Origin of the sequence: Streptomyces tauricus (genome assembly GCF_014650955.1) — a bacterium.
GTDB lineage: Bacteria > Actinomycetota > Actinomycetes > Streptomycetales > Streptomycetaceae > Streptomyces > Streptomyces tauricus.
On the sequence record NZ_BMVY01000015.1, the window covers coordinates 68242 to 94782 of the forward strand.

The window sequence follows — 26541 nt, forward strand, 5'->3', positions numbered from 1 at the left end:
CGGTCGCTCACCTTCCCGGGCCGGTCGCCTCTCACCAAATCACCGCGACCGGCCCGGTTCTCCCTGTCCCTCCATCCTCCGGAGATCTTTCATGCGTACCTACATCGGCCGCCAACAGGCCGTTTCCGCCGATGACTTCGCGGAACTCGCGCTCGGCACCCCGGTTGAGCTGTGGCTCGGGGTCGAGGGCGAGAGCGACGAAGAGCGCGCGGCCCGCGAGGACGCGGCGCGCGACATCCTCGCCGACACCCCGAACCTGCCCGACGACCTGATCCGCATGGCCGCGCAGGTCATCGAGGACAACCCGGACCTGTTCGACGTCACCCCGCCGACCCGCCCCGCCCGGCGCCGCCGCGCGGCACGCAAGGTGGTGGCCGCATGAGCGCCCCGGACACCCTGCTCGCCGCCGCTCACGCGGAGGTGAAAGCGGAGATCGCGCGGACCGACACCAAGACCGGTCTCCTGCTCGCGTTCGTCGGTGCGGTCCTCGCCGGATCGTGGGCGGTCGCCAAGGACATGCCGATGAACCTCCCCGCCTGCATCGCGGGCGGTCTCGGCATGGCGCTGCTGATCGCGGCGGCCGGTCTGCTGTTGCGGTCGGTGCGCCCGAACCTGGGCGGTGGCCGGCACGGCTTCCCGCTGTGGGCCACGCTCACCACGGACGAGATCACCGCGTCCCTGTCCAACGACGGTGCTGCGCACATCGCGGGCCTGTCCCGTATCGCGGTGGCCAAGTTCACCGGCCTGAAGCGCTCGGTCGACCTGACCTGTGCGGGCGGCGCGCTGCTCATCCTCGCCGCCCTGATCACGGCCGGAGGTGCCGCATGAGCGGGAACCTGACGCTGGACGACGTGGCCGTGCCTCTGCGGGCGCTGCGTCTGCTGTCCGTGGACTTCGGGCACCTGTCGGGTCCGAGCGTGCACGTGTCGACCATCTACCCGGAGCGGCTGGAGCTGACGTTCTACGACGACCCGGCCGGCTTCGAGGCGTGGCGGGAGGCCCTGAGGATCGCCCCGGACGCGGTGACCTACCGCGTACAGAACGACGGGCAGACGGGAGTCCTGAGCGCGAGCGTCGACCACGCGGGCGCCACGGTGCGCCTGACGGGTTACGCGGACATCGTGGCTCCGGTTCTGGTCGGGGGTGCGGCATGACGACGCAACCCATCGAGTCTTCGGGCGTGCCGCCGCTGACCCGCCCTGAGTTGGGGCTCGCCGGTATCGGCGCGCTCGCCGCGGCCGGTGTCGGCGCGCTCGGTCTGATCTCCTCCTTCGCCGCGGTCTCTGAGGCGGCGGCGCGGTGGGGTTTCACCTCGCCGTGGATGCTGCCAGTCGGTATCGACGTGGCCATCCCCGTGTTCACCGTGGCCAACCTGCTGTTGATCCGGATGGACATGGCGCTCGCGTGGGTGCGGTTCGTGCCCTGGGTCCTGACCCTGATCACCTGCGGGTTGAACGTCGCTGCCGGGCACGAGGTGTGGGCGAAGGTCGCGCACGGGACGATGCCGTTGCTGTGGGTGGTGTTCTCCGAGATCGGCGCGCACATCTACGCCGTGCGGATCGGCGCCGCCACCGGCCGCCGTATGGAGAAGATCCGGTTCTCCCGGTGGCTGCTCGCCTTCCCGTCCACGTTCGCGCTGTGGCGCCGGATGACGTTGTGGGAGATCACCTCGTACAGCGAGGCTCTGGCGCGGGAGCGGGAGCGGCAGTTGGCTCGCGCGGACCTGCGCGAGACCTACGGCCGCGCGTGGCGGACCAAGACCCCGCGGCGCGAGCGCGTGCTGCTCCGCATGGGCGCACTGACGCCCGGCATCGAGCAGGACACCCCCGCCCCGCCCCCGGCGGGGAAGCAGCCGGTACCACCGACCGCGCCCAAGCAGCGCCCGCCCCGACAGCCCAAGGCGAAGGGCACCTCTCAGCGCACCTTTGAGGAGCTGCTGAGCGAGGCTCGCACGCTCACCGCGTCGTGGACGGATGCGGAGCTGAACGGCGAAGCCGTCCGGACCGCGCTGCACTGCTCGGCTTCCAACGCCCGCAAGCTGCGGGACGCGCTGAAGACCGAGCGTGTCGACGGCCGCCCACTGCACGCCGTGGGCGACCCGGAGGGCGAGACGTCGACGGCTGAGGCCGCCTGATGTCTGCGGTCTGGGGGAAGTGCTACGACCCGACCGGCGCGCTTCACGGGGTGCCTACCTACCCGTGGCGTCTGGCGCCGGATGGTCTGGCGACCCGTCGCCAACTCCGGGCGAAGGGCTTACGGCCCGGTGGACAGCCGATCGCGGCGCAGGTGATGCGAGGAAACCGGCGGGCCGGCGGGGTGCGGGTCGCGTACCTCTACCACGTTGACCGGGCGAAGTCGGTCCGTCCGATGACCTCCCGGAAGTGGGGGGCGCTCGCGCTGGCGATGCTCGCCCGGCGCACCTGCCCCCGCTGCCGGATCGATGTCGGCTACTGCATCCCCACCTCGTACGGCATCTGCGGACTGTGCATCGCCCTCGAAGAACAGCGCACCTGACGACGAAGTGACCACCCATAAAAGGGCTACAGGTTGTAGCCCTTACCGCTCAGCGCAGCGCTCAGCATCAGTTCACGGGCCTGGCCGCCCACCTCCTACAGCGACGGCCAGGCCCACTCTCCCTCACACCCGAAAGTGGAAGGACTCTCAGTGAAGCACCCCGACGACGACAACGAACTGTTCAACCGGTTGGAAGCCGAGATGGCCGACCCGACCGCCCCGACCGGGGGCGAGGTGGTCGACCTCGACAAGGCCCGATCCGCCCGCAGCGAGTCGGCCGACTCGACTGCCCGACCCGACGCCGACCCGTCGGCCGACTCCGTGCCCGACCCGTCGGGTGCCGAGTCGGCCGACCCGACCGCACCCGTGATGGTTGACCAGTCGTCTGTGAAGGCGGCCGGTCCGGGCTACCTCGGTCGGCTGCTCGCCGCACGGCGCCGTCCGGTCGTCCCGGTCTGGCTCAAGTCGCTCGCGGAGCTGAAGACCGCTTCGGCGTGGGTGGCCCGGCACTACGCCCACTCGGTCGGCTACCACGCGCTTCGCTCGCCGGTGTATGCCGCCCGTCTCGCCTTCCAGGCGCCGACCGGCGCCGCGCGGTTCATCGGCGGCACGGTGCGGTGGGTGGCCGACCGCGAGGGCGAGCCGGTACGCCTGGCCGCGGTGCGGCGCGAGGACGCGGCCGAGTACCTGAAGCTCTCCCGGCAGCGCGACGGACGGGTCCGGATGCGGTCCCTGGTGACCGTGCTGGCGATGTTCATCGGGCTCGGCTCCGCACTCGCCCTCTACGTCCTCGCCCCCGACTGGCTTCAGGCCGTGTCGGTCGGCGCGGTCACGATGGCGCTCGGAGCGGCGGGGCGCAAGGCGGATGCCCCGGTCATCCACAAGGCGGTGGAACTGCCCAAGGCGGTGAAGCTCACCAGTGACATCGTGCTGCGCGCGCTGGGTGCGCTCGGCATTCCCGCGATCAACCAGGCGCAGGGCAAGGGGCGGGACGGGTTCGAGTTCACCGCCCCGATCACCCGCGACGGCCCCGGATGGCGTGCGGAGGGGAACCTCCCCTACGGCGTGACGGTCACCGACGTCATCGAGCGCCGCGACCGGCTCGCGTCCGGTCTGCGCCGCCCGCTCGGGTGCGTGTGGCCTGAGGCGGTCCCGGATGAGCACACCGGGCACCTCGTGCTGTGGGTGGGGGATCAGGACCTGAACAAGTCGAAGAAGCCTGCCTGGCCGCTGGCCAAGGCGGGCACGGTCGACCTGTTCAAGCCGGTCGCCTACGGCACCGACCAGCGCGGACGCTGGGTCGAGATCACCCTCATGTACATCGCGGGCGTGATCGGCGCCATCCCGCGCATGGGCAAAACCTTCCTGCTCAGGCTGCTGTTGCTCATCGCCGCGTTGGACCCGCGCGCTGAGCTGCACACCTACGACATGAAGGGCACCGGCGACCTTGACCCGGTCGGCAACGCCGTGTCCCACCGGCACGCGGCCGGTGACGACGACGAAGCCATCGCCTACGCGCTCGCCGACTGGCGGGCCCTGCGCGAGGAGCTGCGCCGGCGCACGAAGGTGATCCGGTCGCTGCCGCGGGACATCTGCCCCGAGAACAAGGTGACCAGCACGCTTGCGGACAAGCGGTCGTTGGGGCTGCACCCGATCGTGATCGCGGTGGACGAATGCCAGGTCCTGTTCGAGCACGGGGAGCACGGCAAGGAGTTCGAGGAGATCGCAACCGACCTGGTCAAGCGCGGTCCCGCGACCGGCATCGTGTTCCTGGCTGCCACGCAGCGCCCGGATGCGAAGTCGCTGCCGACCGGTATCAGCGCGAACGCGTCGGCGCGGTGGTGCCTGAAGGTCATGGGCCAGACCGAGAACGACATGGTGCTCGGCACCTCCGCGTACAAGCGCGGCGTGCGGGCGACGATGTTCGCGTGGGGTGACAAGGGCATTCACTACTTCATCGGTGAAGGCTCGGACGCGAGGATCGTTGGCTCCGTCTACGTGGACGGACCCGGCGCCGACGTCATCGCGGCCCGCGCCCGCAAGGTGCGCGAGAAGGCCGGACTGCTGTCTGGCCACGCGCTCGGGGAAGCCCCCGAGACGGTCACCGGCCCTGCCTACGACCTGCTCGCCGACATCCTCGCCGTGGTCCCCGCCAAGGAGCCCAAGGCGTGGTCCGAGACGGTCACCTCCCGGCTCGCCGACCTGCGCCCCGAGGTCTACGACGGATGGGACCCCGACGCGCTGAACGCGGCCCTGAAGCCGCACGGCGTCGCCACCATCCAGGTGGGCCGCCGCGTGGACGGCAAGGTAGTCAACCGGCGCGGCATCGAGCGTGCCCACATCCTCACCGCGATTGCGGAGCGTGACGGAAAGCGGGACGCGGGCTGATCCTCCGGGGTCGCTAACGCTAGCGGCACACCCCGCTAACGTTAGCGACCCCGCTAGCGCCCCAAACCTGCTCTGATCAGGCCGCTAGCGGATAGCGGCCCATCTGCGGAAACCCTGGAAACCCGCCTGGAAGGGCCCGTGATGACCCCTGCCCTGCTCGCTATCACCTTCATTCTCGGCGTGACACTGTGTTACGTCGCGGTGTGTGCGTCCTCGCCGTTCGGCAACTGCCGCAAGTGCCGCGGCATGGGCCACGCGCTGAAGACCGACCGCAAGGGACGGCCCAAGCGCGGCAAGGACTGCCGCCGCTGCAAGGCCACCGGCAAGCGCATACGCGTCGGCCGCTGGCTCTACAACCGGTGGGCCCGCATCTACCGCGCCGGCACCGACACCCCGCGCCCGGAAGGCTTCCGATGATCCTCAGCATTTCCGCCGTGCTGCTGTTCGGCGCCGCGTCCGCCCTCGCCGTCAGGACCAAGTCCGCCGGAGGGGGCGCGGCCGTCGTGCTGTTCCTCTTCGGGTTCTTCGCCGCCGGAACCGGCGCGTACGAGCCCATCCACCACCTCGTGCAGGCGTGCGCCGACACCCTCAACGACCTCGACTGACAGGAGGCTCCATCGTGAACGACCCCACCACGCCCTACGACTGGCACCGTCCGGCCGTCCGTGACGCGGCGGCCGTGGAAGTCCACCACCCGATGCCCCTCGCCCCGGTGCAGCACGCGGCTCCGCTCGTACCGGTGCAGCCGGGCATCCCGGCGGTGGCGAGCGTCGTCCTGCCGGACGGCCGCGTCGTCACCGGCTACGCGATCAGCCCCGTGCAGCCCGAACCCCTCGCGGCCAAACCGGCGGCCGTCTCGCGTACGGCGGTCAACGTCGCGTTGGGCGGGGTCGGGTTCCTCGCCGTGTGCGGCGGACTGCTGCTGCTCACGTCGTTCATCGCCGCGTTGACCGCGTTCATCACCCAACTGATCACCCTCGCCGCCGTCGTCTTCGGCGGCTGGATCGCCGTACAGATCTTCAGCGCCGGCGGTCACCGCGGCGGGACCACGGTCAACATCCGTAAGGCCGTGATCAAGCGCAACCACTTCCACAGCTAGACGTGCCCGGGCGGGCGCCTCTCACCACAAGACCGCGCCCGCCCGGTTCTCCCTGTCCCTCCAACAGAACACAGGAGACCCCCGCATGGCCCATGACCCCCTCGCGTCGCCGGAGGGCGGCAACATCAGTTTCTGCACCGGCTCCGCCGCGCTGGATCAGGCCGTGGAAGCCGTCACCGGCCTGCCCACCGTCCTGGTCGGCGAGAAGGACCCCGCCGCGTCCCGACTGCTCGCCGCACGCCTGCCCCACGCGCGCAACCTCGGGGACATCACCGCGGTCGACTTCGCTGCGCTGGCTGCCACGATGCCGCGCCCGGCGGCGCTGACCGCCGGTTTCCCCTGCCAGGACATTTCCAATGCCGGACCTCGGGGAGGGATCGCCGGTGACCGCTCAGGACTCTGGAAAACCATCGTCCGCGCCATTCGCCATCTTCGACCCCGGCTCGTCTTCCTGGAAAACGTCGCAGCCCTCCGAAGCCGGGGACTCGATGTCGTCGCGGCCGACCTGGCCGCGATCGGGTACGACGCGCGCTGGATGTGCCTACGCGCTGGAGATCCCGAAGTCGGAGCCTGCCACCGGCGCGACCGCTGGTTCGCCGTCGCCTATCCCGCTGCTGAAAACCCCCACCTCACAGTTGGGACGCAACGGCGGACCCCAGCACCCGGACAAGCGCAAAGCCGGCGTGCACGGGCCCACGCTGGAGGACGAAGTGGTGTTCTTGCTTCCCCCGACCGGGGCCTGAGGCTGCTGCCCACCCCCGCCGCAGCCGACGGCACCGGCGGCCCCGGCATCTCCCCCAAGCGGCTGGGCGGGATGAACCTGCGCACCGCCGTCACCCTGCTGCCCACCCCCGCGGCACGCGACTGGAAGTCCGGCGCCTCCAACCTGCTGGAGACCAACTCCCGACCGCTGAACGAGGTGGTCGTGAATCTGCTGCCCACCCCGACCGCCCGGCGCTACGGCCGCAACCGGTCCGGCTCACAAGGTGCGAGCTCGCGCCCCTCCATCGAATACCTCGCCCGCGACCTGGCCGACGAGCAACAGTGGGTGGCCACCAACGGCACCGACTACGGACCCGCCATCCACCGCTGGGAGCAGGTTCTGGGACGCCTCGCGCCGGAGCCGACCGAGCCCGGTACCAAGGGCAACCGCCGCCTGTCCCCGGCATTCGTGGAGTGGATGATGGGCGCCGCTCCCGGCTGGGTCACGGATGCGGACCTGGGCCTGTCCCGCTCCGACCAGCTCAAAATCCTCGGCAACGGCGTCGTCATCCACCAGGCCGAACTGGCTTACCGCATCCTGCTGGCCGCCGAATCCGCACCCGAAGCGGCGGCCCCGGCCCAACTCGCCCTGGATATCGCCTAGACGTGCCCGGGCGGGCGCCTCTCACCACAAGACCGCGCCCGCCCGGTTCTCCCTGTCCCTCCAACAGAACACAGGAGAACCCCCAGCATGACACCTGAACGCACCACCATGCCGCCCTCCGGCATGCATCCGTCCGGGAACCCCCACCTCGGCACGGCCCTGAACCTCGCCGCGGCCGGTGTGCCAGCACTTCCACTACGGCACGGGAAACTGCCGTTCGGCAACTGCCGCGCGTGCGCCAAGAACGCTTGCGGCGGGCGCCCGAACATGAAAAGCGCGGGCACCTGCCGCTGCCCGGCGGTGTGCCACGCGTGGGCCGCCGCGACCACCGACCCGAGCGTCATCACCTCGCCCGAATGGGCGACGGCATGGCGACAGGCCACAGCCGTCGCCTACCACCCGGGCGGCGCCGGCCTGACGGTCGTGGACCTCGACAACCCGGACGCGATCACATGGGCCCGATCAGCGCTGCCCGCGACACGGACCGTGCCGACCACCCGCGGGGAACACTGGATCTACCGCGGCACCATGCAGTCCGCCAACGCAGTCCGGCCGAACGTGGACATCAAGTCGTCCATGTCGTACGCCCGTTGGCTCGGACCCGGCACGGGCACCACAGCCGCTCTCCCCGCCGTTGTCCGCGCACTGGCAGTAAAGCAGCCGTCGACCGCCCGCAGGGCGCCACAAGCCCTCACGGTGACGATAAGGGGGCAAAGCGGGGCATGCCCTCACCGCACGCCCACCTACCTGGATCGTGGCATCGCCATGGCGGTGCAGCGCATCACGGAGGCGTCCAGTGCGGTGCACGCGACCGTCTACCGGACGTTCCTCGCCGTGCTGTCCACACACGGCCGGTGCGACTGCCTCACCGACACGCACGTCACCCGGCTGTTCACCGCCGCGCAGACCAAGGGCGAAACCGTCCGGCACTGCACCGACGCGTGGACCAACGCCCGCACCGCATTGGGGCTGTAGCCATGGCTGAGGACGAAAAGAACCCGGCTCGCAAGGTCATCACCGACTACGCGCAAGCGCACTTCCGGTACTTCCGCACCGGCGACGGAACCGTCTACGCGCAGAAGAACGCCCACCCCGTGGCCCGTCCGATCCGCTCCCAGGGCACCACGGGAAGCCACCGGCAGGAACTCATGGTCGGCCTCTTCCGCGACGGAGCCGGCGTGTTCAACGGGACCGCCCTCAAAGAGGCGTTGGACTTGATCGAAGCACTCGCACTGACCGAGCACGTACAGCCCGTCCATATCCGGGTTGCCCCCGGGTTCGACGGTGCGACGTGGCTGGACCTGGGCCGCGATGACGGGCAGTCCGTCCGCATCCACCCCACCGGATGGGACATCATCGTCCCCGACCCGCGTGAGGTGTGCTGGCGACGTACCCAGCTCACCGGCGAACTCCCCCTGCCCGTCAAAGACACCGACGGCAAGGGCATCGACCTCCTGATGAGGCTCTGCAACTTCGCCACCGCGGAAACCGAATGCCTCGCCATCGCGTGGCTCATCGGCTGTCTCGGACCGTCCGTGCCCGTCCCCGCCCCGTTCCTCACCGGCCCGCAGGGCGCCGGCAAGTCCACGGGCGGACGCATGCTCGTGCGGATCATCGAGGGCATGACCGGCGACCTGCGCCGCGCGCCGAAGGATGAGGAGAACCTGATCGCGGCCGTGGCCGCGGGATGGGTCACCGCGCTGGACAACCTGTCCCACATGACCCCCGACCTGTCGGATGCGATGTGCTGCATCGTCACCGGCGCCGAAAGCGTCAAGCGCGCCCTGTTCACCGACGGGGACGTCTTCCGCGTCGGCTACCGCCGCCCCCTGCTCCTGACCGGTATCGACGTGGGAGTCATCCGCCCCGACCTCGCCGAACGGCTGCTTCCCCTGCGTCTCGAACGGCCCCGGGTACGGCGTACCGAGGATGAGCTGTGGACGGAGTACGCGCAGGTGCTGCCCGTCGTTCTCGGCTCGCTGCTCGACCTGACGGTCAAGGTCCGCGCCGTGGAAGCGGAGACCCCCACGGATCTGCGCATGGCGGACTTCGCGCACCTGTGCGCGCAACTCGACGCGGCCACCGGTCTGGGAGCGCTCGCCGCTTACCGGGCGAGTCTCGATGACCTGAATGACGACGTGATCGAGGGCGACCTGTTGGCGCAGACGGTCATCGAGCACGCGGCCAGCATGCAGGCGGGCGCGGAAGAACGGATGACGTCCACACAGTGGCTGCACTGCCTCAGCCGCCTCTACGCCGGCGAGGACATGCGCGCCCTGCCCAAGGGGTGGCCGACCACGGGCAAAGTCCTGTCCGACCGGCTGAAGCGTCTTCAGCCCACCCTCGCCGCCCGGGGCGTGATCATCGACTCCGGCCGCACCAAAGAGGGCCGCTACATCGAGATCACCCGGCTCGCCCCGCCCTCGCACGAGCAGGAACGGGCGTTCTGACCGGCGTCACCGCGAACAAGCAAGAGAAGCACCCCCGGCGAGGCGTGCTCCTCTTGCTGTTCGCCGCCGCCGCGGCGCCCCAAGGACGTGCCGCGCAGCGGCTCCTTCTTCACTCTCTGAGCGGCACCGCACGACCACAGACAGCCCCTCTTTTTTCCTAAGTAGGGGAGTGCTGCGTCACCTGCGTCACCCGGCCCCACAAAACGGTGGGTGACCTGCGCAGACACGGGTGACGCAGACGGCATATCTCTGCGTCATCGTGCGTCACCTGCGTCATCGGTGACGGACGTCTGCGTCACCGATGACGCAGGCCCAATCCTCTGCGTCACCCCAGACCCTCAGGTCAGACGCGTGCGTGACGCAGATGACGCGGGTGACGCAGAAATTCCCACCTCGGACACACACGACGTCCCCCAGCACGCTCGGTCTCGCACGGAGGACCCGCCATGAGCACCGTCACTGTGGACATCGCACCGCTCGCTGAGGCCAGCGACCCGGCCCCGGTTTTCCTGACCGTCGAAGAGGCCGCCCGATGCCTCCGCGTCGGCCGCACTACCTGCTTCGCCCTCATCCGCACCGGAGAGCTGGAGTCCCTGACCATCGGTGGACTCCGGCGCGTCCCCGCCGACGCTCCGGCCGCCTACCTCGCACGCCGACGCGCGGAGAAGCGCGCTGCCTGACCCATCCCTCACCGGAGCACCACCCCGCAACGGGGTGGTGCTCCGGCTGCTTTCACGCCCACTTGAAGGAGTCCGCTGTGGCGGAAGAGAAGAAGCGAACCCGACAGCCCAACGGCCGATCGTCCATCTACCAGGCAAAAGACGGGAAATGGCACGGTCGCGTCACTGTCGGCATCCGTGACGACGGCAAGCCCGACCGCCGCCATGTCGAACGCAAGACCCGCGCTGAAGTGACTCTCGCCGTACGCGAGTTGGAGAAGCAGCGCGACGCCAAGACCATGAAGAAGCCCGGCAAGGCATGGACGGTCAAGGCGTGGCTGACGCACTGGATCGAGAACGTTGCGTCCCTCGCAGTGAACGACAACACGATGGTCGGGTATGGCGTTGCTGTGCGGAAGCACCTGATTCCCGGCTTGGGGGCTCACCGACTCGACAGGCTCAAGCCCGAGCACATCGAGACTTTCTACGCCAAGATGCAGGCCAATGGCAGTAAGCCCGCGACCGCTCACCAGGTGCACCGAACTCTCCGCACTGCCCTCAATGAGGCCGTGCGGCGCGGGCACCTCGGCAAGAACCCCGTCCAGTTGGCCAAGGCACCGAAAACGGGGGAGTACGAGGTAGAGCCCTACAGCGTCCAAGAGGTACAGCGGTTGCTCAAGGCCGCTGGACAGAACCGTAACTCCGCTCGATGGGCCGTCGCTCTCGCGCTCGGACTGAGGCAAGGGGAAGTGCTCGGTCTGCGGTGGGAGGACGTGGACCTTGACGGCGGGTTCCTCGTAGTCCGCCGTAGTCGTCACCGCCCGCAGTACGCCCACGGGTGCGTGGATCCCTGCGGGCGTAAGGCCGCCGGGTACTGCCCTCAAAAGCGACGCACGAACCCGGAACTGTCCACCACCAAATCGCGCGCCGGCCGCCGTGCCGTCGGTCTCCCAGAACAACTCGTTGACCTACTCCGTGCCCATCTCAGGGCACAGGAAGGGGAGCGGGCGGCGGCCAGCAAGCGCTGGGAGGAGAACAGGTTGGTCTTCCCGGACGAACACGGCCGTAGCCCGTCCCACCGCCGGGACTGGGCCGAGTGGAAGGCTCTCTTGGCAGAGGCGAAGGTCCGTGACGGGCGTCTGCACGACGCGCGCCACACAGCCGCCACCGTACTGCTCATCCTCGGGGTACCCGAGCGTGCCGTCATGAGCCTTATGGGATGGTCGACAACCGCCATGGCCGCGCGCTATCAGCACATGGTCGACGCTGTACGGTCTGACGTCGCGCGACAGGTCGATGGTCTTATCTGGAAGCCCGAGACCGCCCACCCGGACGATAACGGCGCGGGTGGCACGCCTGTATCAGCTAACTGAAAGGAAACACGGTAGAGCGGGTCCCGCAGAAGGTGCGGGACCCGCTTCGGCGGGTCCCGCAGCGCTTTCCTAGGCCCTTAGGAGTGCTCGGAGTGACTGTGTCGCGCATCGTCCCACCCTTCTTCTACTTTGAGGATCCTGGCCTCGATTTCACGATTCCCATGGAACACTCTAGGTAGGACTGTAGATCTGAAAATGTGTGCCCCAAGTAGCGAATTTAGTGGTGGATTTGATTGCGGAGAGAAATTGGTCCTGTGTAGGCATGCGTCGCCAAAATCCGCTGACTCTAGATTGGATCTCTTGAAGGTCGACTGATGGAAACTTGTACTTTCGAAATAGGCGTGATCCAGATCGATGGTGGCAAAGCGGCATCTCGTGAAATTGGTGTTCACGGCAGATAGTTCATGGGCTTTGCCTGCCAGGAAGGATGATTCCGTTACTGTTGCGTAATCTATCTCAGCTCTTTTCAGGGTGCATCTGCTGAACCGGCATCTCAGTAGCGTTGCATGGCTTATGTCGGAGAATGAAAGGTCGCACTCTTGAAATACGACATCGGTCAGGATTGCCTTATAGAGGTTCACGCTTTGCAAGTCTGCATGGCTGATGGTGCATCCGTATAGCACGATTCGACGCAGGTCAATTTCGAATGGTTCTTCTCGCTTTGGTCGACGTGCTAGCACGTCGAGGGCGGCCTGGATAGGATCGCTTGAGTTCTCTCCTTCGGGATTCTGTTTAGCGTGTTGCCGAATGAAGGCGGCTAGCACCTCTACTACCGTATTGTGATCCTTTGCGGAATCCCGCATAATTCTTTCAAGGGAATAAATTCCTCCCAGTTGTTCAGTCGTATTCTCTGAAGCGATCAGACGGATGGCCGATACGTATCTTTCCGTCACCTGCCCCTCGCGGCTAATTTCTGCTTGCTGTGTGGCGTTTCTTTCCGACTGGAGTAGTGACTCTCTTGTCAGCTCTGCTTGTTCTGTAAAATTTTCTTGAGATTTAAGGAATGATTCACGACTCTGCTTGTGATTTAGATGAGTGTAGGCGAGACTTCCAGCTGCAAGAATCCCCGCGCCGAAGGCAACTATCGTGGTGCGAAACCCCGTTACAACTGCACCTTCCCCGGGAGTTAGTCCGCGCCCAAATTGTGAGCCATCTGCCCACCAGGGCCCTTTCCAGAGCAAGATGATGAAAACGCCTAGCAGGAGCGCGGTTGCCGCGCCGAGAGATATGGTGAAAATACGTCTCCGCATCCTCAAAGTTCAGCATGCTCAGGAAGCTTGCGCAGCAAGTTCCCTCGATCGGATGCGAGCGAAGTTGGTGTCCAGGGGTCTGTCGGGTACTGCCAATCGCAAGTTGAGGCCGCTCGCGGATCAGACGGTTGGGCTCTGTCTCACGGACTGTGTCGGTCAACTGAGACGAGAAACGAGACGGACAAGTGAGAGGGCGGCACCCTTTTAGGGGTGCCGCCCTCTCGTTTTGCCTGGTCAAGGCCATAGAGGCCGTGGCGGGAATTGAACCCACGTGCCTCGCTTTGCAGGCGAGTCCCTAAGCCACTCGGGCACACGGCCAAGCTTGAGTCCGATGTTCCGGACTCGTTGTGTCGACCGTACGGCCCGGGGTGGGGGTGGCCAAGGGGATCGCCGGGGCCGCAACGGGACTGCCATACCGCGTTCACAAAGGGAGGGGTGGGGGCGTACGACCAAGGTCCCGGGTCGGGGGCGACCTCCGACAGGGGTCAAGGTCGGCCTTGCCCCTTACCCTGGCGGACATGACCTCCCTGGAACCGGGCGACACCGGCGTCGCCGCCACCCCGAGCGCACCGATCGAAACCGTCGCCCCGGACGGCGTCCTCAGCCGTTCCCATCGGGCGCTCAGCATCGGGATCGTGTCCGTCGTGCTGCTGATCGCCTTCGAGGCGACGGCCGTGGGGACCGCTATGCCGGTGGCTGCCCGGGAACTCGACGGGATCTCGCTGTACGCGTTCGCGTTCTCCGGGTACTTCACGACGAGCCTGTTCGGCATGGTGCTGGCCGGGCAGTGGTCCGACCGGGCCGGCCCGCTGGGGTCGCTCACCGCGGGGATCGGAGCCTTCGCGGCCGGGCTGCTGCTGTCCGGGACGGCCGGGGCCATGTGGCTGTTCATCCTCGGCCGGGCCGTCCAGGGGCTGGGCGGCGGGCTGGTGATCGTCGCGCTGTACGTGGTCGTGGGGCGGGCCTATCCGGCACGGCTGCGGCCGTCGATCATGGCCGCGTTCGCGGCGAGCTGGGTCGTCCCGTCCATCGTCGGCCCCCTCGCCTCCGGCGCGGTGACCGAGCACCTCGGCTGGCGCTGGGTCTTCGTCGGCGTACCGGTGCTCGTCCTCCTGCCGCTGGCGCTCGCCCTGCCGCAGATACGCAGGCGGGCGTCCGGGCCGGAGGAGGGGGCCCTGCCCGCGCCCTTCGACCGGCGGCGCATCCGGCTGGCGCTCGGTATCTCCGCGGGCGCCGGGCTGCTGCAGTACGCCGCCCAGGACCTGCGGTGGCTGTCCCTGGTGCCGGGTGTGGCGGGGGCCGCGCTGCTCGTCCCGGCGGTGCTCGGGCTGCTGCCGCGCGGCACCTACCTGGCGGCGCGCGGGCTGCCGTCCGTCGTGCTGCTGCGCGGAGTGGCGGCCGGGTCCTTCATCGCGGCGGAGTCCTTCGTGCCGTTGATGCTGGTCACCGAGCGCGGGCTGTCGCCGACGCTGGCCGGGTTCTCCCTCGCGGCGGGCGGCGCGACCTGGGCGCTGGGCTCCTTCGTGCAGGCGAGGGCCCGCGTGGAGCCGTACCGGGAGCGGCTGATGATGCTGGGCATGCTGCTGACCGCGGCCTCCATCGCCGCCGCGCCGAGCGTGCTGATCGACGGGGTGCCGGTGTGGACGGTGGCGGTGGCCTGGGCGTTCGGCTGCTTCGGCATGGGGTTGGTGATCTCCTCCAGCAGTGTCCTGCTGCTCCAGCTCTCCGCCCCCGGCCAGGCCGGCAACAACTCCGCCGCCCTGCAGATGTCCGACGGCCTCGCCAACGTCGTCCTCCTCGCCGCGGGCGGCGCGGCCTTCGCGGCGCTCGGCGGCGGCACGGTCACCCACGCGGCCACACAGGCCTCCGGCGGGCACCCGGGCGCGTTCGTGGCGGTGTTCCTGCCGATGGCGGGGGTGGCGCTGGTGGGGGCGTGGGTGGCCACGCGGCTGCGGGCCGAGTAGGTCGCCCAGGCCAAGTAGGCCGCGTAGGCCGCACAGGCCGTGTAGGTCGCGTGACGGGGGTGCCACGCTCGGTCGTGTGAGCTGAGTCCCATCCAGGGGTGACCCCGCGTCGTACGCGCGTTGACGTTCACGAGCCGCCGGTAGGGTGGCCCGGTTGTCATACGCAGCCGTCGTCATACGTGCCCGAATACGTACCCGAGCCGCCCGCCCGTCTCCCGCCACCACCCTGCCTGACGCGCTGCGCGCGGCCCCCTTGTCCTCGACCACCCCACGGAGACCGTGACTACCGCCCGCCCGTCGCCCACCACCCCCCTCAACGGAGGGTCCTTCTTGCCCGCCTCTCCTGTTGCCGGCGCCGCCAGTGCCTCCTCCTCGCACCACCTGTCGCCCGCGTTTCCCGGGCGGGCCCCCTGGGGCACCGCCAACAAGCTGCGCGCCTGGCAGCAAGGGGCGATGGAGCGGTACCTCCAGGAGCAGCCGCGCGACTTCCTCGCCGTCGCCACGCCCGGCGCCGGCAAGACGACCTTCGCGCTGACGCTCGCGTCATGGCTGCTGCACCACCATGTCGTGCAGCAGGTGACCGTGGTCGCGCCGACCGAGCATCTGAAGAAGCAGTGGGCGGAGGCGGCCGCGCGGATAGGGATCAAGCTGGATCCCGAGTACAGCGCGGGACCGCTCAGCAAGGAGTACCAGGGCGTCGCCGTGACCTACGCCGGTGTCGGCGTGCGGCCCATGCTGCACCGCAACCGCTGCGAGCAGCGCAAGACCCTCGTCATCCTCGACGAGATCCACCACGCCGGTGACTCCAAGTCCTGGGGCGAGGCGTGCCTGGAGGCGTTCGAGCCCGCCACCCGCCGGCTCGCCCTCACCGGTACGCCGTTCAGGTCCGACACCAACCCCATCCCCTTCGTCGCGTACGAGGAGGGCAACGACGGAATCCGCCGCTCCGCCGCCGACTACACCTACGGCTACGGTTCCGCCCTCGGCGACGGCGTCGTGCGGCCCGTCATCTTCCTCTCCTACAGCGGCAACATGCGGTGGCGTACGAAGGCGGGGGACGAGATCGCCGCCCGGCTCGGCGAACCGATGACCAAGGACGCCGTCAGCCAGGCCTGGCGCACCGCCCTCGACGCGCGCGGCGAGTGGATGCCCAGCGTGCTGCGCGCCGCCGACCAGCGGCTGACCGAGGTACGCAAGGGCATCCCGGACGCCGGCGCCCTCGTCATCGCCTCCGACCAGGACTCCGCCCGCGCCTACGCCAAGCTCATCCGCGAGATCACCGGCCACAAGGCCACCCTCGTCCTCTCCGACGACACGGGCGCCTCCAACCGCATCGACGAGTTCAGCCACAGCGACGACCGCTGGATGGTCGCCGTCCGGATGGTGTCCGAGGGCGTCGACGTGCCCCGCCTCGCCGTGGGCGTGTACGCGACCACCATCTCGACGCCTCTCTTCTTCGCCCAGGCCGTCGGCCGCTTCGTACGGTCCCGGCGGCGCGGCGAGACCGCGTCCGTCTTCCTGCCGACCGTCCCCGACCTCCTCACCTTCGCCAACGAGATGGAGGTCGAGCGCGACCACGCCCTCGACAAGCCCAAGAAGGAGAGCGAGGAGGACCCGTACGCCGAATCCGAGAAGGAGATGGAGGAGGCGAACAAGGAGCAGGACGAGGACACCGGCGAGCAGGAGCAGTTCTCCTTCGAGGCGCTGGAGTCCGAGGCCGTCTTCGACCGGGTCCTCTACGACGGCGCCGAGTTCGGTATGCAGGCCCACCCGGGCAGCGCGGAGGAGCAGGACTACCTCGGCATCCCCGGGCTCCTCGAACCCGACCAGGTGCAGCTCCTCCTCCAGAAGCGGCAGGCCCGGCAGATCGCGCACAGCCGCAAGAAGCCGGACGAGGAGGCGGACCTCCTCGAACTGCCCGCCGAGCGGCGCCCCGTGGTCTCCCACAAGGAGATGCTGGAGCTGCGCAAGAAGCTCAACACCATGGTCGGCGCGTACGTCCACCAGAGCGGCAAGCCCCACGGTGTGATCCACACCGAGCTGCGGCGCGTCTGCGGGGGGCCGCCGAGCGCGGAGGCGACCGCGGGGCAACTGCGTCAGCGGATCGAGAAGGTCCAGGAGTGGGCCACGCGTATGCGGTGACCCCCTCACTGCCGTGAGTCAGTGATGAGTCCGTACGGTGAGACGAGCGCCGGTGCCCTCATGGCACCGGCGCTCGCGTGCGTGTGCGCTGCGTGCAGGGGTGGTGCACGCCGGGTGCGCGCCAAGTGGTCCGCGCCGTTCACATGCGGCCAAAACTGGATCAAACCCTGGGTAACCAGGACCGGTCCGTACCTGCGCATGACCGGATTCTGGACGGAGCCTTCCGCTGAGCGAACCGGCTCGCTACTGTCCCCGCTACGCACACGCCCCGTGGCAGCGCCGCCGCGGAGCGCAGCCGGTGCCCGCCCGGGAGTACCCGGGACGCAGCCGACCGGCGGCCTCTGACGCGCGTCGCCGATGGGACCGGTGACGCGTCCGCCACGTAGGGGGTCGCCGACTCTCACCACTAAGGAGTGGGCGTCGTGACCGCGGAGACCTCCCAGACGCTCGACCGGGGACTGCGTGTCCTCAAGCTGCTCGCCGACACCGACCACGGTCTGACCGTCACCGAGCTGTCCAACAAACTCGGCGTCAACCGGACCGTTGTGTACCGGTTGCTCGCCACGCTGGAGCAGCACGCCCTCGTACGCCGTGATCTGGGCGGCCGTGCCCGGGTCGGGCTCGGGGTGCTGCGGCTCGGCCGGCAGGTGCATCCGCTGGTACGCGAGGCCGCGCTGCCCGCGTTGCGGTCGCTGGCCGAGGACATCGGGGCGACCGCGCATCTCACGCTGGTCGACGGCACGGAGGCGCTGGCCGTCGCCGTGGTCGAGCCGACGTGGACGGACTACCACGTGGCGTACCGGGCGGGGTTCCGGCATCCGTTGGAGCGAGGGGCTGCCGGTAAGGCGATTCTCGCCGCGCGGGCGGGGGGTGTGGAGGGGGAGCTCGGTTACACCCTTACGCATGGGGAGCTTGAGGCGGGGGCGAGTGGGGCTGCGGCGGCGTTGGTCGGGGTCACGGGGGTGGAGGGGAGTGTGGGGGTGGTGATGCTTGCGGATGCGGTGCCTGAGCGGGTGGGGCCGCGGGTTGTTGACGCGGCGCGGGAGGTGGCGGACGCGTTGCGGTGAGGGTCGCGCCGTTCCCCGCGCCCCTAAAAACTGCGCCGTTCCCCGCGCCCCCAAGACGACAAGATTGCGCCGTTCCCCGCGCCCCTAAAAAACTGCGCCGTTCCCCGCGCCCCTAAAAGATTGCGCCGTTCCCCGCGCCCCTGGGAGCAGGTGTGGGCCTCTGGGGGATGTTGCTCTCCGTTAGATTGATCCCGTGGCTTTTCGAATTTCTGGTCTCTCCCGGCTTCAGGCCGTTGCCGTGTGCGCTCTGCCCGTCGTGGGGCTGTTCGCTGTCGCGGTGTTCGCGCCGTTGCCGTTCTCGTTGGCGCAGCCCGGTATGACGGCGGATGTCCTCGGCGAGAACAAGGGCGACCCGGTGATCACGATCTCCGGCGCGAAGGCCCGTGAGACGCGCGGGGAGCTGCGGATGACGACCATCGAGGCGACGGGCCCGGACACGAGCGTGAGCCTGGGTGACGTGCTCGACGGCTGGTTCCGTACGGACCGTGCGGTGATGCCGCGCGACTCGGTCTACCCGAGCGGCGACAGCGTCAAGGAGATCGAGGAGTACAACGCCGAGGAAATGGCGAAGTCCCAGGACACCGCCACCGAGGCGGCCCTGAACCAGCTCGGCGAGCAGTCGGACGACATCGAGGTCACCCTGAAACTCGCCGACGTGGGCGGGCCGAGCGCCGGGCTCCTCTTCTCCCTCGGCATCGTCGACAAGCTGGACGGCGACGGCAGCGGCGGCGACCTCACGGGTGGCCGGGTCATCGCGGGTACGGGCACGATCGACGCCGACGGGAAGGTCGGCGCGGTCGGGGGAGTGGCCCTCAAGACACAGGCGGCCCGCCGCGACGGCGCGACCGTCTTCCTGGTCCCGAAGGCGGAGTGCGCGGACGCCGAATCGGAGCTGCCGAAAGGGCTGCGTCTCATCCCGGTGACGACCCTCAAGGGCGCCGTCGACTCCCTGGTGGCGCTGGAGAAGGGCCGGGGCTCGGTCCCCTCCTGCTAGGCCGTCTCCGCGAAGTCCCGCTCAGCCCTCCTTCACGAAGCCCTCCGCCTTCATCCAGTCCAGCGCCACCGCGTGCGGATCCTCCCCGTCGACGTCCACTTTCGCGTTCAGTTCCTGCGCCACGTCGTTGTCGAGCCGCTTCGTGATCGGGGCGAGGACGTCGGCGATCGCCGGGTACTTCTTCAGGGCCTTGGAGTTGACCGACGGGGCCACGTTGTAGTTGGGGAAGAACTTCTTGTCGTCCGCCATCACGGCGAGGTTCATGGACCGGATGCGCCCGTCGGTGGTGAAGACCTCCCCGTAGGTGCAACTCCCCTTCTTCACCTGGGTGTAGATGATCCCGGTGTCCATCTGCGTGATGTTCCCGCTCGGCAGTTTCATGCCGTACGCCTTCTCCATGCCCGGCATCCCGTCCGCCCGGTTGGCGAACTCGCTCTCCACGCAGACCGTGACGGCCTTGGGATCCTTCTTGGAGAGGGCGGCCACGTCGGAGAGCGTCTTCGTGCCGTACTTCTTGAAGTTGGCCTGGTTCATGGCGAGCGCGTACGTGTTGTTCAGCTTGGACGGGGCCAGCCAGGTCAGCCCGTTCTTCAGGTCGGCCTCGCGCACGGCCTCCCACTGCCTGTCCGGATCCGGGATGGGGTCGCTGTTGCCCTGGTAGGTGATCCAGGCGGTGCCCGTGTACTCGTACATGGCGTCCGCGTCCCCGCTCTTGACCGCCTCCCGGGCGCCGATGGAGCCCTGGATGCCCGTCCGGTCGAGGACGTCGGCGCCGGCCGCCTGGAAGGCGATGCCCATGATCGCGCCGAGGACCAGCTGCTCGGTGAACTCCTTGGACGTCACGGTGAGATCGGCGCCCTTGAGCGGCCGCCCCTTCCCGACCGACCCCGGCTTCACGTCGTCGACCATGGGCGAACCGCTGGTCAGCCCGCACCCGGAGACCGCCGCCAGCAGGGCGAGCGCCGCCACCGGACCCGTAACCCGTCTCATGAGCCCGCCTCCAGGCCGCGTGGACTGAGCAGGAGTTCGGCCAGTGACGCCAGCCAGTCGACCAGCAGTGCCAGCGCGACGGTCAGGATCGAGCCGAGGACCAGCACCGGCATCCGCTGATTGGTGATCCCGGTCGTGATCAGTACGCCCAGACCGCCGCCTCCGCCGAACGTGGCGAGCGTCGCCGTGCCCACGTTCAGGACGAGCGCGGTCCGCACCCCGGCCAGGATCAGTGGTACGGCGAGGGGGAGTTCGACCCGGCTCAGCACGCCCAGCGGGGACATGCCGATGCCCCGGGCGGCCTCCAGAAGGGTCGGGTCGTTCGCCTTCAGCCCGGCGATCGTGTTCGACAGGACCGGCAGGACGGCGTACGCGATGATGCCGATCAGCGCGGCCCTGCGCCCGATGCCCAGCCAGATCACCAGCAGGGCGAGCAGTCCGATCGCGGGCGTCGCCTGCCCCATGTTGGCGAAGGTCATGACCACCGGGGTCGCCTTGCGGAAGGCGCCGCGCGTCAGCAGGATGCCCAGCGGGATCGCGATGATCAGCACGAAGAAGGTGGAGATCACGGTCAGCTCGATGTGCTGGCGCAGGGCCTTCGACACCTGCCCGTTGCTGAGCGCGTTCTCGGAGAGCGGGTCGAGATCCGCCTGCTCGAACCAGATCCAGGTGCAGAGCAGCCCCACGACCAGCACGGTGGGCAGGAAGGTGAGCTTCCGCCAGCCGATCCTCGGTGCTCGCGTCGGCGCGGACACCGGAGCGAGATCCCCTTCGAACGCCGCTTCCCGCCCCGCCTCCGGACCGAGTCCCGCCGAACCGGAACGGTCCCCGCCGGAGCCGCCGGAGCCGCCGGAGCCGCCGGAGCCGCCGGAGCCGCCGGAGCCACCGGAGCCCTTGGACCCCCCGGAGTCGCTATAGGCCCCGCCGCCCCCGCCCGCCTGCCGCGTGTCGCCGGCACGGGCCGGGGCGTCGGCACGGGCCGAAGCACCGGCACGGTCCGGGTCGTGGCCGGACTCGGGGGTGCTCACGCCTTCGCCTCTCCGCCGCCCGCCGCGCCGGCCGCACCCTCCCGGCCCTCCTGCTCGTGGCGGGTCTGCTCGCTGCGGGCCTCCTCCAGCTCGTGCTGGTGCTCCATCGCGTCGAGCCGGTCGGCCTCCAGCATCTCCTGCACGGAGTTCATCAGCGTCTCCATGTCGACCACGCCGGTGTACTCGCCGCGCCGCCCGGTCACCACGACCCGCCCCGCGTTGTCCGTGAGCACGGCCTCCAGCGCGTCCCGCAGCGTCGCGTCCCGGGTCACGGTGTCGTTCACGAGCGTGCCGGCCCTGGCCAGCGAGCCGCGGGCCCGCATGAGGTCTCCGCGCCGCAGCCACTTGTAGGGCCGCCCGCGCCGGTCGAGCAGCAGGATCTCGTTCGTACCGCTCGCCCGGATCTTGTTGAAGATCTCCTGCAGCGGATCGTCGACGGTCACCGTCGGATAGTCGGTGATCTCCACATCCCGTACGCGCGTCAGGTTCAGCCGCTTCAGGGCGGCCCCCGCGCCCACGAACCCGGACACGAAGTCGTCGGCCGGGTTGGTGAGGATCGCCTCCGGGGTGTCGAACTGCGCGATGTGCGACTGCTCGCGCAGCACCGCGATCCGGTCGCCCAGCTTGATGGCCTCGTCGAAGTCGTGCGTGACGAAGACGATCGTCTTGTGCAGCTCGTGCTGCAGCCGGATCAGCTCGTCCTGGAGGTGATCACGCGTGATGGGGTCGACGGCCCCGAACGGCTCGTCCATCAGCAGGACGGGCGGATCGGCGGCCAGCGCCCGCGCGACCCCCACCCGCTGCTGCTGGCCACCGGACAGCTGCCGCGGATAGCGTCCGTGGAACTCACCGGCGTCGAGCCCCACCAGGTCCAGCATTTCCTCGATCCGCTCGGCGACCCGGACCTTCGACCAGCCGACCATCTTGGGTACGAGCCCGATGTTCTGGGCGACCGTCATGTGCGGGAAGAGTCCCGAGGACTGGATGGCGTACCCGATCTTCCGCCGCAGCTTCACGGGATCCATGTGGGTGACGTCCTCGCCACCGATGCGGATCCGCCCACCGGTGGGCTCGATCAGCCGGTTGATCATCTTCAGGGTGGTGGACTTCCCGCAGCCGGAGGGCCCGACCAGGACCACCAGCTCACCGGCGTTGATCTCCATGTTGACGCTGTCCACGGCGGGATCGGCGCTCCCCGGATACCGCTTGGTCAGACTCTCCAGCCGGATGGTGGCCCCGGTGGCCTCCCGCCCCGCACCGCCACGCTCCTGCGGCGCCTCCGTCACACCGGCGGATGTCTCAGACACGGATCCCCCTAGGGATGGTCAGCCGCCCGATGAGGACGTACGCGGCGTCGAACAGCAGCGCCAGGACGATGATCCCGAGCGTGCCCGCGAGGACTTGGTTGAGCGCGTTCTTGCTGCCCAGGGAGGCGATACCGCGGAAGATCTCATTGCCGAGCCCGGGCCCTGAGGCGTACGCGGCGATGGCGGCGATACCCATCAGCATCTGCGTGGAGACCCGGATCCCGGTCAGGATCGGCGGCCAGGCCAGCGGCAGCTCGACGCGTACGAGCCGGGCGAGCCGCGACATCCCGATGCCGGTCGCCGCGTCCACCAGCGACGGATCGACGCCGCGCAGCCCGACGATCGAGTTGCGCACGATGGGCAGCAGGCCGTACAGGGTCAGCGCGATCACGGTGGGCGGCACACCCAGCCCGACGACCGGGATCAGCAGACCGATCATGGCGAGCGAGGGAATGGTCAGCAGGGTCGCCGTGGTGATCGTCGCGAGGTTCCCGGCCCAGTCGCTGCGATAGGTGACCACCCCGATCACCACCCCCGCCACCGTGGCGACGACCATGCACTGGAAGACGGCGCTGGCGTGCTGAAAGGCGTCGGCGAGGAGCTGCTGATGACGACTGCCGAGGTACTCCCAGAAGTTCACCGCTGTCACCTCACTCGGTAGCCTCAGCCGTCGTCGTCCCTCGCCGCCTGCTCCACCAGCGGGATGATCCGCAGCGGAACGGGGTTCTCCATGACGATCGCCGTGGAGGCCCGGACAATGCCATCAAAACCGACAACCCGGTCGATCACCCGTTGAAGGTCGGCGTTGGACCGGGCCACGAGCCGGCACAGCATGTCCCCGCCACCCGTGGTCGTGTGCAGCTCAAGCACCTCGGGCACGGTCGCCAAGTGCGCCCGTACGTCCGCGCCTTGCCCCTGCCGGATCTGGAGGGTCGCGAAAGCGGTGACGGGATATCCGAGGGCTGTCGGATCCACCTGCGGCCCGAATCCCCGGATGACTCCATTCGACTGAAGCCGGTCCAGCCGCGCCTGCACGGTCCCGCGCGCGACACCGAGCCGGCGGGACATCTCCAGCACCCCGATCCGGGGCTCCTCGGCGAGCAGCACCAGGAGCCGGCCGTCCAGACGATCGATCCCCACACACACCTCCACAGTGGTCACCCTGTACAAGTCGTCGACGCGACCGGGCTTCCTGCTGAACATATTGCCCAGCCGAATCGCAAACTATTGCGCACCTTGCAGAAGGGCGAGAGCCTGCGGCCATGACGCAGACCACGCACCACACTCCTCACACCGCGCGGCAGGCAGACCCCTTCCCGGTCAAGGGAATGGACGCGGTCGTCTTCGCCGTGGGCAACGCCAAGCAGGCCGCGCACTACTACTCCACGGCCTTCGGCATGAAGCTCGTCGCGTACTCCGGGCCGGAGAACGGCAGCCGGGAGACCGCGAGCTACGTGCTGGAGAACGGCTCCGCCCGGTTCGTGTTCACCTCGGTCATCAGGCCCGCCACCCCCTGGGGCACCTTCCTGGCCGAGCACGTGGCCGAGCACGGCGACGGGGTCGTCGACCTCGCCATCGAGGTGCCGGACGCACGGGCCGCGTTCGCGTACGCGGTCGAGCACGGCGCCACCCCCCTCACCGAGCCGTACGACGTGAAGGACGAACACGGCACGGTCGTCCTCGCCGCGATCGCCACCTACGGCAAGACGCGCCACACCCTGGTCGAGCGCACCGGGTACGAGGGCCCGTACCTGCCCGGCTACACGGCCGCCGCCCCGATCGTCGAGCCCCCCGCCCAGCGCACCTTCCAGGCCATCGACCACTGCGTGGGCAACGTCGAACTGGGCCGGATGAACGAATGGGTCGGCTTCTACAACGAGGTCATGGGCTTCACGAACATGAAGGAGTTCGTGGGCGACGACATCGCCACCGAGTACAGCGCCCTGATGTCCAAGGTCGTGGCCGACGGCACGCTCAAGGTCAAGTTCCCGATCAACGAGCCCGCCATCGCCAAGAAGAAGTCCCAGATCGACGAGTACCTGGAGTTCTACGGCGGTGCGGGCGTCCAGCACATCGCCCTCAACACCAACGACATCGTCCAGTCGGTCCGCACGATGCGTGCCGCGGGCGTCCAGTTCCTCGACACCCCGGACTCGTACTACGACACGCTCGGCGAGTGGGCGGGCGAGACCCGGGTCCCCGTGGAGACACTGCGCGAACTGAAGATCCTCGTGGACCGCGACGAGGACGGCTACCTCCTGCAGATCTTCACCAAGCCGGTCCAGGACAGGCCGACCGTCTTCTTCGAGATGATCGAGCGCCACGGCTCCATGGGCTTCGGCAAGGGCAACTTCAAGGCCCTCTTCGAGGCGATCGAACGCGAGCAGGAGCGCCGCGGCAACCTCTGACCCCGGCTCCCCCCGCGGAAGAGCCCGGACCCACCCGTCACCGCTGCCGACCCACGCCCTCGACCCCGGGTGCGGGCCCGGGTCCGGGCTCACCCAACTCCTCCAGGGTCCGCGAAGCCACCGGCACCAGGAGCGGTGAGAACACCGGACTGATCCGCAGCGCCTCCCCCAGATGCCGCCGGGCGGCGGAGTCCTTCCCCAGCCGCCGCTCGATCATCCCCCGGTGGAACGAGTACAGGGCGATCCGCGCCCCGCCCCCGCGTACCCGGTCCGTGGCCCGCGTGGCGAAGCCGATCGCCTCCTTGTCCTTGCCGTCGCGGTGCAACGCCCACCCCAGCGCATCGGCCACGGCCACCGACGGATGCCGGGCCCACTCGGCACGCAACCGCCGTACCGCACTCCCCGCGTCCCCGTGGTCGGCCTCGAAGAGACCGAGCAGCAGCTCCTCGTTCACACCCGCCGTGTCGCCCTCCCGCACCCGCGCCCGCAACACGTCGTACTGGGCCCGCGCGGCCCCGTCGAGCCCCAGCGACTCGTACAACTCGCCCAGCTCCAGCGCGTACCGCGGCAACGGCTGCTTCGCCAGCGCGGACTGGTACGCGAGCAGCGCCTCGGAGTCGCGCCCCAGCGCGGCCAGCGCCCGGCCCTGCCCGGCCCGCGCCGCGTGCTCCCCGGGATCGGCCCGCAGCGCCGACTCGAACGCGCGCAGCGACTCGGCCGGCTCCCCGCGCTCCCAGGCCAGCTCCCCGAGCCGCACCAGACAGTCGGCCTGCTCGGCGGGAGCGGAGGCGAGCGCCGCCGCGTCGGACAGCGTGGCGGCGGAGTCCTCCCGCCAGCCCCGGTCCCGGTACACGAGCCCGGCCCGCACCAGCACCTGCGCCCCCGACGCACGGCTCCCCGAGGGCAGCTCGACGAGCTCGGCCAGCGTCCGGCGCGCGTTCTTGTAGTCCCCGAGCCCCCGGTAGGCGTCGATCAGCGCCGGATAGGCGGTCCACCGCTTGGGCGAGGCGGCCACCGCGGCCTCCCCCCACCCCCGCGCGGCCCGGAAGTCGTGCCGCGCGTTGGCGAGCGCGGCGAGCCCCCGGAACGCCTCGGTGTTCCCCTTCGGCCGCCCCTTCAGGGACGTACGCAACGCCGCGTCGGCCTTCGGGAAGTACCGCGGCTCGGCGGTCCGCTCACCCCGCTCCACATACGCCGTACCCAGCTCGGCCCAGGACCGTACGTCACCCGGATGGGCCCGCAGATGCGCCTCGCGGTCGCCGATCAGCGCTACCAGGTCGGGCAGCGAGGCGGGCGCCCCGGACCCGACCGCGGTCACGGCCCGCGCCACCGGCCCGGGGGAGGGCGGCGGCCTGCGGTCCCCGTCGGGCATGACGACCAGCACACCCCCCAGCACGAAACACCCGACGACGGCCCCGGCCAGCACCCGCACACTCTGCATGCCGATCACTGTGCGTCCATACGAAGAGCACACCCGGCCACCACCCCGGCGCGGAAAGCCTCGCGCGGGCGGGGTTCACACCGATGGCCCCGAGTGCCACG

Annotated in this window: 26 protein-coding genes and 1 tRNA gene; 19 read left to right on the forward strand and 8 right to left on the reverse strand. The window is 69.3% G+C overall.

Annotation, left to right across the window (positions count from 1 at the left end):
• Window positions 1-91: 91 nt before the first annotated feature.
• The 14 genes from IE278_RS22910 to IE278_RS22975 all read left to right on the forward strand — a co-directional run bounded on the left by IE278_RS22910 (window position 92) and on the right by IE278_RS22975 (window position 11849).
• The gene (locus tag IE278_RS22910) at window positions 92-382 is read left to right on the forward strand and encodes a hypothetical protein (RefSeq protein ID WP_189775114.1); all 291 of its coding nucleotides are present in this window, start codon (window positions 92-94) and stop codon (window positions 380-382) included.
• Window positions 379-828 (forward strand): Pycsar system effector family protein, encoded by a 450-nt coding sequence (locus IE278_RS22915; RefSeq protein WP_189775115.1) that lies wholly within the window; start codon window positions 379-381, stop codon window positions 826-828. Before IE278_RS22910 ends, IE278_RS22915 begins: the two co-directional genes overlap by 4 nt.
• Window positions 825-1154, forward strand: a complete 330-nt coding sequence (locus IE278_RS22920; RefSeq protein WP_189775116.1) for a hypothetical protein — start codon at window positions 825-827, stop codon at window positions 1152-1154. Before IE278_RS22915 ends, IE278_RS22920 begins: the two co-directional genes overlap by 4 nt.
• Window positions 1151-2134 (forward strand): DUF2637 domain-containing protein, encoded by a 984-nt coding sequence (locus tag IE278_RS22925; protein WP_189775117.1) that lies wholly within the window; start codon window positions 1151-1153, stop codon window positions 2132-2134. The genes IE278_RS22920 and IE278_RS22925 overlap by 4 nt, the downstream gene beginning before the upstream one ends.
• Window positions 2134-2514: an RRQRL motif-containing zinc-binding protein gene (locus tag IE278_RS22930; RefSeq protein WP_189775118.1), complete on the forward strand. Its 381-nt coding sequence runs from the start codon at window positions 2134-2136 to the stop codon at window positions 2512-2514. The genes IE278_RS22925 and IE278_RS22930 overlap by 1 nt, the downstream gene beginning before the upstream one ends.
• A 150-nt stretch (window positions 2515-2664) precedes the next feature.
• A complete protein-coding gene (locus tag IE278_RS22935) occupies window positions 2665-4902 on the forward strand; it encodes a cell division protein FtsK (protein WP_189775119.1) in 2238 nt (745 codons plus the stop codon).
• A 141-nt stretch (window positions 4903-5043) separates the two neighbouring features.
• Window positions 5044-5319 (forward strand): hypothetical protein, encoded by a 276-nt coding sequence (locus IE278_RS22940; RefSeq protein ID WP_189775120.1) that lies wholly within the window; start codon window positions 5044-5046, stop codon window positions 5317-5319.
• On the forward strand, window positions 5316-5507 hold the full coding sequence (locus IE278_RS22945) for a hypothetical protein (protein WP_189775121.1): 192 nt from the start codon (window positions 5316-5318) through the stop codon (window positions 5505-5507). The genes IE278_RS22940 and IE278_RS22945 overlap by 4 nt, the downstream gene beginning before the upstream one ends.
• Window positions 5508-5599: 92 nt before the next feature.
• Window positions 5600-6001: a hypothetical protein gene (locus IE278_RS22950; protein WP_189775206.1), complete on the forward strand. Its 402-nt coding sequence runs from the start codon at window positions 5600-5602 to the stop codon at window positions 5999-6001.
• 85 nt (window positions 6002-6086) lie between these two features.
• Window positions 6087-7367 carry a DNA cytosine methyltransferase gene (locus IE278_RS22955; protein WP_189775122.1) on the forward strand — a complete coding sequence of 427 codons (1281 nt, stop codon included), beginning with the start codon at window positions 6087-6089 and terminating at the stop codon, window positions 7365-7367.
• 108 nt (window positions 7368-7475) lie between these two features.
• Entirely contained in the window at window positions 7476-8342 is an 867-nt protein-coding gene (locus IE278_RS22960; RefSeq protein WP_373312062.1) for a bifunctional DNA primase/polymerase, read from the forward strand.
• A gap of 2 nt (window positions 8343-8344) precedes the next feature.
• A complete protein-coding gene (locus tag IE278_RS22965) occupies window positions 8345-9817 on the forward strand; it encodes an AICE element replication initiation protein (protein WP_189775123.1) in 1473 nt (490 codons plus the stop codon).
• Window positions 9818-10263: 446 nt separating this feature from the next.
• The gene (locus IE278_RS22970) at window positions 10264-10497 is read left to right on the forward strand and encodes a helix-turn-helix domain-containing protein (protein ID WP_189775124.1); all 234 of its coding nucleotides are present in this window, start codon (window positions 10264-10266) and stop codon (window positions 10495-10497) included.
• A gap of 77 nt (window positions 10498-10574) precedes the next feature.
• On the forward strand, window positions 10575-11849 hold the full coding sequence (locus IE278_RS22975; protein ID WP_189775125.1) for a tyrosine-type recombinase/integrase: 1275 nt from the start codon (window positions 10575-10577) through the stop codon (window positions 11847-11849).
• A gap of 77 nt (window positions 11850-11926) precedes the next feature.
• Here the strand turns inward: IE278_RS22975 and IE278_RS22980 are convergent, their stop codons facing one another.
• The gene (locus IE278_RS22980; protein WP_189775126.1) at window positions 11927-13099 is read right to left on the reverse strand and encodes a pentapeptide repeat-containing protein; all 1173 of its coding nucleotides are present in this window, start codon (window positions 13097-13099) and stop codon (window positions 11927-11929) included.
• A 246-nt stretch (window positions 13100-13345) separates the two neighbouring features.
• Window positions 13346-13417 (reverse strand) — tRNA-Cys (locus IE278_RS22985).
• A 200-nt stretch (window positions 13418-13617) separates the two neighbouring features.
• Between IE278_RS22985 and IE278_RS22990 the strand changes: the two genes are divergently transcribed.
• From IE278_RS22990 to IE278_RS23005, 4 genes are all read left to right on the forward strand, one after another.
• The gene (locus IE278_RS22990; protein ID WP_189775127.1) at window positions 13618-15063 is read left to right on the forward strand and encodes an MFS transporter; all 1446 of its coding nucleotides are present in this window, start codon (window positions 13618-13620) and stop codon (window positions 15061-15063) included.
• A gap of 330 nt (window positions 15064-15393) precedes the next feature.
• Window positions 15394-17205 (forward strand): DEAD/DEAH box helicase, encoded by a 1812-nt coding sequence (locus IE278_RS22995; protein WP_189775128.1) that lies wholly within the window; start codon window positions 15394-15396, stop codon window positions 17203-17205.
• A 422-nt stretch (window positions 17206-17627) separates the two neighbouring features.
• Window positions 17628-18272, forward strand: a complete 645-nt coding sequence (locus IE278_RS23000; RefSeq protein WP_189775129.1) for an IclR family transcriptional regulator — start codon at window positions 17628-17630, stop codon at window positions 18270-18272.
• 256 nt (window positions 18273-18528) lie between these two features.
• On the forward strand, window positions 18529-19266 hold the full coding sequence (locus IE278_RS23005; protein WP_373312056.1) for a S16 family serine protease: 738 nt from the start codon (window positions 18529-18531) through the stop codon (window positions 19264-19266).
• A gap of 21 nt (window positions 19267-19287) precedes the next feature.
• On the opposite strand, the gene IE278_RS23010 is transcribed toward IE278_RS23005, so the two are convergent.
• From IE278_RS23010 to IE278_RS23030, 5 genes are read right to left on the reverse strand one after another with little or no spacing between them, the layout of a single operon-like run.
• Window positions 19288-20256 carry a glycine betaine ABC transporter substrate-binding protein gene (locus tag IE278_RS23010; protein WP_189775131.1) on the reverse strand — a complete coding sequence of 323 codons (969 nt, stop codon included), beginning with the start codon at window positions 20254-20256 and terminating at the stop codon, window positions 19288-19290.
• Window positions 20253-21284 carry an ABC transporter permease gene (locus IE278_RS23015; protein WP_308434931.1) on the reverse strand — a complete coding sequence of 344 codons (1032 nt, stop codon included), beginning with the start codon at window positions 21282-21284 and terminating at the stop codon, window positions 20253-20255. The genes IE278_RS23010 and IE278_RS23015 overlap by 4 nt, the downstream gene beginning before the upstream one ends.
• Window positions 21281-22591, reverse strand: a complete 1311-nt coding sequence (locus IE278_RS23020; RefSeq protein ID WP_373312057.1) for a betaine/proline/choline family ABC transporter ATP-binding protein — start codon at window positions 22589-22591, stop codon at window positions 21281-21283. The genes IE278_RS23015 and IE278_RS23020 overlap by 4 nt, the downstream gene beginning before the upstream one ends.
• Window positions 22584-23231 (reverse strand): ABC transporter permease, encoded by a 648-nt coding sequence (locus IE278_RS23025; protein ID WP_189775132.1) that lies wholly within the window; start codon window positions 23229-23231, stop codon window positions 22584-22586. Before IE278_RS23025 ends, IE278_RS23020 begins: the two co-directional genes overlap by 8 nt.
• 23 nt (window positions 23232-23254) lie before the next feature.
• A complete protein-coding gene (locus tag IE278_RS23030) occupies window positions 23255-23731 on the reverse strand; it encodes an Lrp/AsnC family transcriptional regulator (RefSeq protein ID WP_107016413.1) in 477 nt (158 codons plus the stop codon).
• 122 nt (window positions 23732-23853) lie between these two features.
• Between IE278_RS23030 and hppD the strand changes: the two genes are divergently transcribed.
• Entirely contained in the window at window positions 23854-24999 is a 1146-nt protein-coding gene (hppD, locus tag IE278_RS23035; RefSeq protein ID WP_189775133.1) for a 4-hydroxyphenylpyruvate dioxygenase, read from the forward strand.
• Window positions 25000-25036: 37 nt separating this feature from the next.
• Here the strand turns inward: hppD and IE278_RS23040 are convergent, their stop codons facing one another.
• The gene (locus tag IE278_RS23040) at window positions 25037-26440 is read right to left on the reverse strand and encodes a tetratricopeptide repeat protein (protein WP_189775134.1); all 1404 of its coding nucleotides are present in this window, start codon (window positions 26438-26440) and stop codon (window positions 25037-25039) included.
• Window positions 26441-26541 lie beyond the last annotated feature (101 nt).

What these genes read in the sequence shown, in the direction of transcription:
- IE278_RS22910 (WP_189775114.1), top strand. Translation starts at nt 92, where the DNA reads ATGCGTACCTACATCGGCCGCCAACAGGCCGTTTCCGCCGATGACTTC.
- IE278_RS22915 (WP_189775115.1), top strand. Translation starts at nt 379, where the DNA reads ATGAGCGCCCCGGACACCCTGCTCGCCGCCGCTCACGCGGAGGTGAAA.
- IE278_RS22920 (WP_189775116.1), top strand. Translation starts at nt 825, where the DNA reads ATGAGCGGGAACCTGACGCTGGACGACGTGGCCGTGCCTCTGCGGGCG.
- IE278_RS22925 (WP_189775117.1), top strand. Translation starts at nt 1,151, where the DNA reads ATGACGACGCAACCCATCGAGTCTTCGGGCGTGCCGCCGCTGACCCGC.
- IE278_RS22930 (WP_189775118.1), top strand. Translation starts at nt 2,134, where the DNA reads ATGTCTGCGGTCTGGGGGAAGTGCTACGACCCGACCGGCGCGCTTCAC.
- IE278_RS22940 (WP_189775120.1), top strand. Translation starts at nt 5,044, where the DNA reads ATGACCCCTGCCCTGCTCGCTATCACCTTCATTCTCGGCGTGACACTG.
- IE278_RS22945 (WP_189775121.1), top strand. Translation starts at nt 5,316, where the DNA reads ATGATCCTCAGCATTTCCGCCGTGCTGCTGTTCGGCGCCGCGTCCGCC.
- IE278_RS22950 (WP_189775206.1), top strand. Translation starts at nt 5,600, where the DNA reads ATGCCCCTCGCCCCGGTGCAGCACGCGGCTCCGCTCGTACCGGTGCAG.
- IE278_RS22955 (WP_189775122.1), top strand. Translation starts at nt 6,087, where the DNA reads ATGGCCCATGACCCCCTCGCGTCGCCGGAGGGCGGCAACATCAGTTTC.
- IE278_RS22960 (WP_373312062.1), top strand. Translation starts at nt 7,476, where the DNA reads ATGCCGCCCTCCGGCATGCATCCGTCCGGGAACCCCCACCTCGGCACG.
- IE278_RS22965 (WP_189775123.1), top strand. Translation starts at nt 8,345, where the DNA reads ATGGCTGAGGACGAAAAGAACCCGGCTCGCAAGGTCATCACCGACTAC.
- IE278_RS22970 (WP_189775124.1), top strand. Translation starts at nt 10,264, where the DNA reads ATGAGCACCGTCACTGTGGACATCGCACCGCTCGCTGAGGCCAGCGAC.
- IE278_RS22980 (WP_189775126.1), bottom strand. Translation starts at nt 13,099, where the DNA reads ATGCGGAGACGTATTTTCACCATATCTCTCGGCGCGGCAACCGCGCTC.
- IE278_RS22990 (WP_189775127.1), top strand. Translation starts at nt 13,618, where the DNA reads ATGACCTCCCTGGAACCGGGCGACACCGGCGTCGCCGCCACCCCGAGC.
- IE278_RS23010 (WP_189775131.1), bottom strand. Translation starts at nt 20,256, where the DNA reads ATGAGACGGGTTACGGGTCCGGTGGCGGCGCTCGCCCTGCTGGCGGCG.
- hppD (WP_189775133.1), top strand. Translation starts at nt 23,854, where the DNA reads ATGACGCAGACCACGCACCACACTCCTCACACCGCGCGGCAGGCAGAC.
- IE278_RS23040 (WP_189775134.1), bottom strand. Translation starts at nt 26,440, where the DNA reads ATGCAGAGTGTGCGGGTGCTGGCCGGGGCCGTCGTCGGGTGTTTCGTG.